The following is a 9097-nucleotide window of genomic DNA, read 5'->3' on the forward strand; positions in this document are numbered from 1 at the left end:
CGACTTGGTGGGGTTTGTATTGTGCGCCGCGCCGCGAATGCGCATGGCGGTGCGGGGAGGCGTAGGGAGACGCTACCGGGCATGTTTCTCGCTTAGCCGGTTCGCATAGTTCAGCCCATATAAGATCTAACAAGCGAATCATCCACACATGTTTTCTGGACTGGAACTGACTTTATTCCTGCTCGCCGCTGCCGTGCTCGGGGTGGTGGCTTTCCGCATGATGCATCTGCCGCCGATGCTGGGGTACCTGGTGGTCGGCATCGTGATCGGGCCGCATGGCCTGGGTTTCGCCGAAGACAATGAAACCACCCACGCGCTGGCCGAGTTCGGGGTGGTGTTCCTGATGTTTTCCATCGGGCTGGAGTTCTCGCTCAACAAGCTCTCGGCGATGCGCCACATCGTGTTCGGCCTGGGCATGGCGCAGGTGACTGCCACCATCGCCGTGACCATGGTGTTCGGCTGGGCGGTCGCCTATTTCCTGCCGCAGCTCACCTCCATCAGCTGGCAGGCCGCGTTCGCCCTGGGCGGCGCGCTCACCATGTCTTCCACCGCCATCGTCTCCAAGCTGCTCACCGAAAGGCTGGAGCTGGAGACCGAACACGGCCGCCGCATCCTCGGCGTGCTGCTGTTCCAGGATCTGGCGCTGGTGCCGCTCCTGATCGTGGTGCCGGCGCTGGCCAAGGATTCCGGCAACCTGATGGTGACGCTGGGCTGGGCGGTGGCCAAGGCGATGGTGGTGCTGGCCCTGCTGCTGTTCTTCGGCCACAAGCTCATGCGCAGCTGGTTCAAGGTGGTGGTCAAGCGCCGCTCGCAGGAGCTGTTCATGCTCAACCTGCTGCTGATCACGCTGGGGGCGGCCTGGATTACCGAGAAGGCGGGGCTGTCGCTGGCGCTGGGCGCGTTCATCGCCGGCATGCTCATTTCCGAGACCGAGTTCAAGCACCAGGTGGAGGAAGACATCAAGTCCTTCCGCGACGTGCTGCTGGGCCTGTTCTTCATCACCATCGGCATGCTGCTCAACGTGCATACGCTGATCGAGCACTGGTTCCTGGTGCTGCTCTTGCTGATCGGGCCGGTGCTGTTGAAATTCGGCCTGATCGCGGCGCTGGCGCGCCTGTTCGGTTCCAGCACCGGCGTCGCCTTGCGCACCGGGCTGGCGCTGGCGCAGGCGGGGGAGTTCGGCTTCGTGCTGTTGAACCAGGCCGGCGGCCTGAAGCTGATCGATCCCTTGCTGATCCAGGTGATCCTGGCCTCGATGGTGCTGTCCATGCTGGCCGCGCCGTTCATCCTGGCCAAGTCCGACGCCATCGTGATGAAGCTGTCGGCCAATGAATGGATGCTGCAATCGCTGGCGCTGACCCAATTGGCCACGCGCACCATGAACGCGCAGAAGCACGTGATCATCGCCGGTTTCGGCCGCAGCGGGCAAAGCCTGGCGCGCCTGCTGGAGGAGGAGGGCATCACCTACCACGCGCTGGAGATGGACCCGGAGCTGGTGCAGGATGCCCGCAGCGGCGGCGCCAATGTCTCCTACGGCGACGCCGCCCGGCGCGAGAGCCTGGTGGCGGCCGGCATCCACCGCGCCGCGGCGCTGGTGGTGACTTACGCCAGCACGCCGTCGGCCCTGAAGGTGCTGCACCATGCGGCCGAACTGGCGCCGGAGCTGCCGGTGATCGTGCGCAGCTACGACGATGCCGACCTCGACAAGCTGCTCGCCGCCGGCGCCACCGAGGTCGTGCCGGAGTCGCTCGAAGGCAGCCTGATGCTGGCCTCGCATGCGCTGGTGATGCTGGGCATACCGCTGCGCCGCGTGGTGCACCGGGTGCAGGATGCGCGCGATGAGCGCTATGCCTCGCTGCGCGGCTATTTCCATGGCGCCGCCGATATCGATGACGACAGCGAAGGGCTCAACGTGCGCCTGCAGTCGGTGACATTGATCGACGGCGCGCGCGCCATCGGCAAGACCCTGGCCGAGATCGACCTGCCCGGCCTGTGCGGCACCGAAGTCGCCATGCTCAGGCGCGGCAAGCAGCGCGTCGAGGCTGCTCAGGACACGATCCTGATGGGCGGCGACATCGTGGTGCTGCGCGGCAGTTCGGAAAACATCCTGCGGGCGGAGAAGCGCCTGCTCAGTAAATAACCCCCTCCCGCATGGCACTCATCGAACGCATCTGCAGCATCATCCTTCCGGTTTTCGTCATCATCGGCATGGGCTATGGCTACGCTCGCTGGCGCGGCGAAGTGGTGCGCATGGACATGGCGTCGGTCAACCGCGTCTCGATGGAGGCATTGGCGCCGCTGATGATCTTCAGCGCGCTCTCCTCCAAGTCGTTCGACCTTTACCACAACGGCTGGCTGATCCTGGCCAGCGTGCTGATCTCGCTTGGCTCCGGGTTGCTGGCATGGCCGGTGGCGCGGGCGCTGGGTTACGACAAGCGCACTTTCCTGCCGCCCATGATGTACAACAACGGCGGCAACATGGGGCTGCCGCTGTTGCTGCTGGCGTTCGGCCAGGATGCCTTGCCGGCGGCGGTGGCGCTGTTTACCGCCTCTACCTTCGTTTATTTCTCGCTGTGCGTGAAGATGATCCAGTCCGGCCGCGAGCAGCGTCCGGGTTCGCTGCTGCGGCTGGTGTCGAGCCCGATCATGCTGGCGATGATCCTGGGCGTCTTGTTTGCGGTCTTGCACATCAGCCTGCCGGCGCCGCTGTTCTCGGCCATGAAGCTGCTGGGCGAGGCCAGCATTCCCATCATGCTGTTTTCGCTGGGCGTGCGCATGATGGACATCAGCTTCAAGAGCTGGCATATCGGCCTGGTGGGCGCCGTGGTGTGCCCGCTGTCCGGACTGGTTTGCGCGCTGGTGCTGGACCAGCTGTTGCCGCTGACGGCGGTGCAGCGCGGCGAGATGTATCTGTTCGCGGCCTTGCCGCCGGCCGTGCTGTGTTTCATGGTCGCCGAGCAATATCGGCAGGAACCCGACAAGGTTGCCTCCATCGTGCTGATGGGGAATCTGGCGGCGATCGTATTTGTCCCGTTGGGGCTCTGGCTGGGATTGCCCAAGCATTGACTTCTTGCCGGCGGGCATGGCTGGTACGGGAAATGCTTGCGATTAGCTGCGGTATTCTGCGGTATCCATGGCCGTCGGCCACGGAATACAAGAAAAACCGATGTCGCGTTCCAGCGTTGTCGCGGCGTCAACAGCCATGACTCAAGGGGGCATATGTTCAGCAAATTGACGATCAAGGCGCGCCTGATCTTTGTTATCGGTTTCCTCGGCATCCTGTTAACGGCCTCCGGCGTGCTCGGGCTGGTCAGCCTCAAATCCACCAATACGCAGATGCGTTCGCTTTACGAGGATCGCCTGGTGGCGTTGTCCCAGTTGGAGACGATAGCCAGCGCCATCGACAGCGGCCGCTATGGCATCGCGACGGCCATCGTCGGCGACTCCGGCGAAATCGACAAAGGCATGGATCAGCTGGAGCAGGCCCTCAAGGGCAGCGACAAGGTCCTGACGGCCTATCTCGAGACCTACCTGACTCCGGAAGAAAAGGTCTTGGCCGACAAATTCATTCCGCAGCGCCAGAAGTTCATCGCCGAAGGCGTGAAGCCGGCAGTCGAGGCTCTGCGCAACCGCGATTTCCAGGGCGCCAGCGACCTGTATGGCAACGCCATGCTCAAACTGTTTTCCGACGTGCATGCCACCATGGGGGAGCTGATGAATTTGCAGCGCCGGGTCGGCCGCGAGCTGTATGAGGACGCGCAGCGGCGCTACCAAATCCTGGTGAGTGTGATGACGGCGACCATCGCGGCCGGGGTGGCGGTCGCGTTCCTGATGGGGTTCTTGCTGGTGCGCGCGATCTCGCGTCCGCTGGAGCAGGCGGTGAAGCTGGCGCAAGGGGTGGCCGCGGGCGACCTGAGCCAAGAGATCGAAGTGCGCAGCCGCGATGAGACCGGCCAGCTGATGCAGGCCTTGAAAGACATGAACGGCAACCTGCAGAAGATCGTCGGCGAAGTGCGCGTGGGCACCGACACCATCAATACCGCCTCGGCCGAAATCGCTAGCGGCAACCTCGACCTTTCTTCGCGCACCGAGCAGCAGGCCGGCTCGCTGGAAGAGACCGCCTCGGCCATGGAACAGCTGACTTCCACGGTCAGGCAGAACGCCGACAATGCGCGCCAGGCCAACCAGCTGGCGGCGTCTGCCTCGGATGTGGCGGCGCGCGGCGGCGATGTGGTCAGGCAGGTGGTCGACACCATGAGCTCGATCAATGCGTCGTCCAGGAAGATCGTCGACATCATCAGCGTGATCGACGGCATCGCTTTCCAGACCAACATCCTGGCGTTGAATGCGGCGGTGGAAGCGGCCCGCGCCGGCGAGCAGGGGCGCGGCTTCGCGGTGGTGGCCTCGGAAGTGCGTTCGCTGGCCCAGCGCTCGGCGGCCGCCGCCAAGGAGATCAAGGGCCTGATCGACGATTCGGTGGAAAAGGTCGGCAATGGCAGCGTGTTGGTGGCGCAGGCCGGACAGACCATGGATGAGGTGGTGGCCAGCGTCAGGCGCGTGACCGACGTCATGGGCGAGATCACCGCCGCCAGCCAGGAACAGAGCAGCGGCATCGAAGAGGTCAATCGCGCCATTACCCAGATGGATGAAACGACCCAGCAGAATGCGGCCCTGGTCGAGGAAGCGGCGGCCGCGGCTCAGTCCTTGCAGGAGCAGGCCGGCCGTTTGCTGAGCGCGGTCGGCGTATTCCGCTTGAATGGCATGCCGGAGATGCATGCGCCTGCTCCGGCGGCGGCCAATGCCTCCCGGGCGGCGCCAGTGCGCGCCAAGCCGCCGGCGCCGCCGGTGCCGCTTAAGGCAGCGGCATCCAAGGCGGCCGTTCCCAGGCTGGCGGCGTCTGCGCCGGCGTCCGGAAGAGCGGCCGCCGGCGATGATAATTGGGAGCAATTCTGAGCGGCTATCCTTCGCCGCGCTTTTTTCTTTGGCCGGGATGGCTCAGGCGGACATGCCGAGGTTTCCGCTATCCAGCGGGATATCGTCCGCCGCCGCCGAGCGCGTGCCCGGCACCGGCGGGTTGCCGCGGCCATGATAGGCGAACACCACCGAGCATTTGACCTGCTCGCTGTCGTTGCGGCCGGCAGCGTGGAACAGGCCGCTGTGGAACAGCACCACGTCGCCCGCTTCCAGGCTGGGGGCGATGCCTTGGGCGAACAGGGCCTGGTTGGCCGGCACTTCGGGACGCAGGAAGTCGAGCTCATCCATCTGTTCCGGCTGCAGTTGCGCCAGGTGCGAGCCGGGGATGAACTTGAGTGCGCCGTTGTGCGGGGCCTCCGCGCCCAGCGCCAGCCATACCGAGATCAGCTCATTGCGCGGGAACGACCAGTAACGGATATCCCGGTGCCAGCCGGTGGCGGTGCCGAAGGTCGGATGCTTGGTCATCACGCAGTTGTGGTGCGCCAGCGTGATGCATGCTGGCTCGCCGAACAGCTGCTGCAGTATGGCGACCAGCTTCGGGTCGGATGCCCACTGGCGGTAGGCCGGATCGCGCTGCCAGGCCGCGCGCAGGCGCCGGGCGGTGCGGCCGCCTTCGGCCTCCAGTGAGGTCGGGGCGCCTTCGTAGCCGACCTCGGCTTCGTATTCGAGCGGCGCCACGGCGTGCCTGAGGTGATCCTGGGTCACGGCCAGCATCTGTTCGCGCTGGGCGGCGGGGACCAGCCCCTTCAACAACAGATAGCCTTCCTTGCGGAAAGACTCGACCTGGGCGGGGGACAGCGGGTTTTGCATGGCGATTTTTCTCGATTGCAGCGGCAAGGTATAAACAGTCTGCCGATATTGTGCGCCTGACGGCAGCCGAATGCATGGCGATAAGAACCTGAACAGCTTCCAACGCATCGGGCCGGCGCGCAAGATACAGTTGCTGCTTTTATCTGTATCGTTTGCGCGCCCTCAAGCCGGCATCACTTTTTCTTCTTGAGCAACGGGGCGAGATACTTGCCGGTAACGCTGGCCGGGTTCTTGGCCACGTCTTCCGGGGTGCCGGCGGCCACGATCTTGCCGCCGCCGGCGCCGCCCTCGGGGCCGAGGTCGATGATCCAGTCGGCGGTCTTGATCACGTCCAGGTTGTGCTCGATGATGGTCACCGTATTGCCCTGGTCGCGCAGGCGGTGGATCACCTTCAGCAGCAAATCGATGTCATGGAAGTGCAGGCCGGTGGTCGGCTCGTCCAGGATATACAGCGTGCGGCCGGTATCGCGCTTGGACAGCTCCAGCGACAGCTTGACGCGCTGCGCCTCGCCGCCGGAGAGCGTGGTCGCGCTCTGGCCCAGCTTGATGTAGCCCAGGCCGACGTCCAGCAAGGTCTGCAGTTTGCGCGCGATCAATGGCACCGGCTTGAAGAATTCATGCGCATCCTCCACCGTCAGGTCGAGGATTTCGGTGATGTTCTTGCCCTTGTATTGCACTTCCAGCGTTTCGCGGTTGTAGCGTTTGCCGTGGCAGACGTCGCAGGGCACGTACACGTCCGGCAGGAAGTGCATTTCGACCTTGATCACGCCGTCGCCCTGGCAGGCCTCGCAGCGGCCGCCCTTGACGTTGAACGAGAAACGGCCGGCGCTGTAGCCGCGTTCCTTGGCCATCGGCACGGTGGAAAACAGGTCGCGGATCGGCGTGAACAGGCCGGTATAGGTGGCCGGGTTGGAGCGCGGCGTGCGCCCGATCGGCGCCTGGTCGACCGCGATCACCTTGTCGAAATGCTCCAGTCCGCCGATCGCCTCGTGGGCGGCCGGTTCGGTCTGCGAACCGTACAGGTGGCGCGCCGCCGACAGGTAGAGGGTGTCGTTGACCAGCGTCGACTTGCCCGAGCCGGATACGCCGGTCACGCAGGTCAGCAGGCCCACCGGCAGTTCCAGGTCGACGTTCTTGAGGTTGTTGCCGGTGGCGCCGGTAATGATCAGCTGGCGCTCGGGATCGGACGGCGTGCGTTTCTTGGGCACGGCGATTTCCAGCGAGCCGTTGAGGTACTTGGCGGTCAGCGACTTCTTGTTCTTGAGGATATCTTCCAGCGTGCCCTGGGCGATCACGTCGCCGCCATGCACGCCGGCGCCGATGCCCATGTCGACCACGAAATCGGCGGTGCGGATGGCGTCTTCGTCATGCTCCACCACCAGCACCGTGTTGCCGATGTCGCGCAGGTGCTTCAAGGTGGCGATCAGGCGGTCGTTGTCGCGCTGGTGCAGGCCGATGGACGGTTCGTCCAGCACGTACATCACGCCGGTCAGGCCGGAGCCGATCTGCGAGGCCAGCCGGATGCGCTGCGCTTCGCCGCCGGAGAGCGTGTCGGCGCTGCGTTCCAGCGACAGGTAATCGAGGCCGACATTGTTCAGGAATTTCAGGCGCGAGATGATTTCCTTGATGATGCGGTCGGCGATTTCCTTCTTGGCGCCGGTCAGCTTCAAGGTCTCGAAGAAGTGCAGCGTGTCGCGCAGCGGAGTTGCCGCCACTTCATAGATGGCGCGCTGCTGCTTGCCAGCGCCAACCTTCACATAGCGCGCCTCCACGCGCAGGCGGGCGCCGTGGCAGGACGGGCATTGCTTCTCGTTGATGAACTTGGCCAGCTCTTCCTTGACCGCCATCGAATCGGTTTCGCGGTAGCGGCGCTGCAGGTTGTTGACCACGCCTTCGAAGGTGTGCTCCTTGACCACGGTACGGCCGCGCTCGTTGACGTAGGCGAACGGGATGGCCTGGCGGCCGGAGCCGAACAGCACTGCCTGCTGCGCCTTGTCGTCCAATTGCTCGAAGGGGACGTCGAGTTCGAAACCGTAGAAGGCGGCGATGCTGGTGAGCATCTGGAAATAGAACTGGTTGCGGCGATCCCAGCCCTTGATGGCGCCGGAGGCCAGCGAAAGATTCGGGAAGGCGACGATGCGCTTGGGATCGAAGAATTCGATATGGCCCAGGCCGTCGCATTCGGGGCAGGCGCCCATCGGGTTGTTGAACGAGAACAGGCGCGGCTCCAGCTCCTGCAGCGAGTAGCCGCAGATCGGGCAGGCGAACTTGTTGGAGTACAAGTGCTCGCGGCCGGTATCCATTTCCAGCGCGATGGCGCGGCCCTCAGCCAGGCGCAGCGCGGTCTCGAAACTCTCGGCCAGGCGCTGCTTGATATCGGCCTTGACCTTCACGCGGTCGATGACGACGTCGATGGTGTGCTTCTCGGTCTTCTTCAGCTTGGGCAGGTCGTCGACTTCGTAGACCTTGGCCGCGCCGGTGCCGCTCTGGATGCGGAAGCGGATGAAACCCTGGGCCTGCATCTCTTCGAACAGGTCGGCATGCTCGCCCTTGCGGTTGGCCACCACCGGCGCCATGATCATCAGCTTGGTGTCTTCCGGCAGCGCCAGCACGGCGTCCACCATCTGCGACACCGATTGCGCTTCCAGCGGATGCTCGGGATGGTCCGGGCAATACGGTGTACCCACGCGCGCATACAGCAGGCGCAGGTAGTCGTGGATTTCGGTCACCGTCCCCACGGTGGAGCGCGGGTTGTGCGAGGTCGCCTTTTGCTCGATCGAGATCGCCGGCGACAGGCCTTCGATCATGTCCACGTCGGGCTTTTCCATGAGCTGAAGGAACTGGCGCGCGTAGGCCGACAGCGACTCGACGTAACGGCGCTGGCCTTCCGCATACAAGGTATCGAAGGCCAGCGACGACTTGCCCGAACCGGACAGGCCGGTGATCACGATCAGCTTGTTGCGGGGGAGGTCTAGGTTGATATTCTTCAGATTGTGCGTGCGTGCGCCGCGAATGCGAATTTCTTCCATGGATGCCTTCAGCAAAGTTTTCCTGCCGCCGCGCGGGCCAAGGCCAGGCGCGGGAGCATTGGGGGAGACAACATGTAACTATAACAGGACTGCCAGTCGCCGGCAGGGCTTGCTGGCGGGGCAAAGCGGATGTGGGCGCCGATCCGCAAAAGGAAAGTGTCACAATGGAAAAACCGGCATAAAGCCGGTTTTTGTTGTGTCAGTACAAGGGCCTGTTAACATTTAATTTACGAGTGCGAGTGTCCAGCAAGCGTTGTCTGCCTAGGCGTGGCGACGCGTCGTAG

5 protein-coding genes are annotated in these 9097 nt (G+C 64.1%); 3 read left to right on the forward strand and 2 right to left on the reverse strand.

Translation table 11 applies throughout. The features are described 5' to 3' along the window. The first annotated feature begins 148 nt into the window (after positions 1–148). The 3 genes from AC07N6_RS16525 (at position 149) to AC07N6_RS16535 (ending at position 4953) form a co-directional block, all read left to right on the forward strand. Positions 149–2140: a cation:proton antiporter domain-containing protein gene (locus AC07N6_RS16525; RefSeq protein WP_494782731.1), complete on the forward strand. Its 1992-nt coding sequence runs from the start codon at positions 149–151 to the stop codon at positions 2138–2140. An 11-nt stretch (positions 2141–2151) separates the two neighbouring features. Next, a complete protein-coding gene (locus AC07N6_RS16530; protein WP_494782730.1) occupies positions 2152–3066 on the forward strand; it encodes an AEC family transporter in 915 nt (304 codons plus the stop codon). Positions 3067–3219: 153 nt separating this feature from the next. Continuing rightward, the gene (locus AC07N6_RS16535; RefSeq protein WP_494782729.1) at positions 3220–4953 is read left to right on the forward strand and encodes a methyl-accepting chemotaxis protein; all 1734 of its coding nucleotides are present in this window, start codon (positions 3220–3222) and stop codon (positions 4951–4953) included. 42 nt (positions 4954–4995) lie between these two features. On the opposite strand, the gene AC07N6_RS16540 is transcribed toward AC07N6_RS16535, so the two are convergent. Next, positions 4996–5784, reverse strand: a complete 789-nt coding sequence (locus tag AC07N6_RS16540) for a phytanoyl-CoA dioxygenase family protein (protein ID WP_494782728.1) — start codon at positions 5782–5784, stop codon at positions 4996–4998. Between the two features lie 173 nt (positions 5785–5957). Further along, positions 5958–8813, reverse strand: coding sequence for an excinuclease ABC subunit UvrA (gene uvrA, locus AC07N6_RS16545; RefSeq protein ID WP_494782727.1), 2856 nt, complete (start codon positions 8811–8813; stop codon positions 5958–5960). Positions 8814–9097: the final 284 nt, after the last annotated feature.

It is taken from the genome of Herbaspirillum sp. GW821-FHT09A12 (genome assembly GCF_059418325.1).

Bases quoted from the DNA above. Each gene is read 5' to 3' on its own strand.
- AC07N6_RS16525 (WP_494782731.1), top strand. From the start codon at position 149: ATGTTTTCTGGACTGGAACTGACTTTATTCCTGCTCGCCGCTGCCGTG.
- AC07N6_RS16530 (WP_494782730.1), top strand. From the start codon at position 2,152: ATGGCACTCATCGAACGCATCTGCAGCATCATCCTTCCGGTTTTCGTC.
- AC07N6_RS16535 (WP_494782729.1), top strand. From the start codon at position 3,220: ATGTTCAGCAAATTGACGATCAAGGCGCGCCTGATCTTTGTTATCGGT.
- AC07N6_RS16540 (WP_494782728.1), bottom strand. From the start codon at position 5,784: ATGCAAAACCCGCTGTCCCCCGCCCAGGTCGAGTCTTTCCGCAAGGAA.
- uvrA (WP_494782727.1), bottom strand. From the start codon at position 8,813: ATGGAAGAAATTCGCATTCGCGGCGCACGCACGCACAATCTGAAGAAT.